The organism is Virgibacillus kekensis (assembly GCF_042654125.1).
Taxonomy (GTDB): Bacteria; Bacillota; Bacilli; order Bacillales; family Amphibacillaceae; genus Lentibacillus; species Lentibacillus kekensis.
This window is the reverse complement of sequence record NZ_JBHSFU010000019.1, coordinates 1-1,339: the sequence shown is the minus strand read 5'-3', so window position 1 is coordinate 1,339 and position 1,339 is coordinate 1. Positions and strand designations below refer to the sequence as shown.

At 36.1% G+C, this 1,339-nt stretch carries 2 protein-coding genes; both read left to right on the top strand.

Translation table 11 applies throughout. The features are described from left to right. The coding region (locus tag ACFO3D_RS18895) for a helix-turn-helix domain-containing protein (protein WP_390299979.1) at positions 1-549 on the top strand (549 nt) is incomplete at its 5' end. Continuing rightward, a partial coding sequence (locus tag ACFO3D_RS18890; RefSeq protein ID WP_390299976.1) for an IS3 family transposase occupies positions 513-1,339 on the top strand: 827 nt, incomplete at its 3' end. The genes ACFO3D_RS18895 and ACFO3D_RS18890, both read left to right, overlap by 37 nt.

The window sequence follows — 1,339 nt, the reverse complement described above, 5'->3', positions numbered from 1 at the left end:
GAAGAATTTAAAATAAAGCTCGTCACCGAGTATTTGTATGGGAATCTTGGATACAAATCATTGTCGAAAAAATATAATATGCCCAGTTACACCCCATTAAAAAATTGGGTGAACTCCTATAAAATGCAGGGTATGAAGGGGTTAAAAAGCAGAAAGAAGAATGAGGAGTATTCTGTTCAATTTAAATTAGATACGGTACAATTTATGTTAAAGACAGGTGCTTCTTATTTAGAAACCGCTATGCAATTTGATTTGAACAATCCCTCCTTAATTGCACGATGGATGAAAGTATTTCGTGAACAAGGGATAGAAGGCCTGAAACCAAGATCAAAGGGGAGACCTTCTATGTCTAAGGAACCTAATAAATCCAAGAAAAAGGAAGAGACAAAGTTAACACGTGAAGAAGAATTAGAACGTGAGAATGAACTACTAAGATTAGAAAATGCCTACCTAAAAAAGTTGAGAGCTTTTCGGGAGAATCCGAATGCGTTCCACGAAAAGCACAGGCAAAGGTGGCATTCGAACTCAAAGAAGAAGGATTCCGATTAAAAGATATATTCGTTGTTGTAGGTATTCCTGAAGCAACCTATCACTATCATGTAAAAAACTTTGGGAAAGAAGATTCGGATACAGAATTAAAAGAACTCATTACACACCTATTTAAGAAGTTTCATGAACGCTATGGTTATAAACGTATCACGAAAGAATTAAAGAAATTAGGACATTCTATCAACCATAAAAAAGTGTATCGCATTATGCGGGAATTGGGATTAAAATGTGTGAAATTTATGCGGAAATCCCGTAAATACAATTCATATAAAGGAAACGTAGGAAAAGTAGCGAAAAACCGATTATCCCGCCACTTTAGCACACCTATCCCTCTTCAAAAGTTAGTAACCGACATCACAGAATTCAAATGTCTTGGCGAAGAGAAACTATATTTAAATCCGATTCTTGACCTTTATAACGGAGAAATTATTGCGTTTGAAATCAGGAAACGTCCAACGTTAGATCTTGTCATGGAACCTTTAAGAGAAACCATAGAGATAATAAAGAATCATGCAACCTATCGCACCACTATCCATTCCGATCAAGGATGGCATTACCAGCACAACCAATGGGTGAGGACATTAAAAGAAAATAAAGTATTTCAAAGCATGTCACGTAAAGCAACCTGCGCAGACAACGCTCCGATGGAGAATTTCTTTGGCATTTTAAAGCAAGAAATGTATTATGGGGAAGAATTGGTAAGCTATGAAGAATTAAAAAGACAGATAGAAGAATATATCGACTGGTATAACAATGAACGATCGAAAACAAAATTGGCCGGATTGAGTCC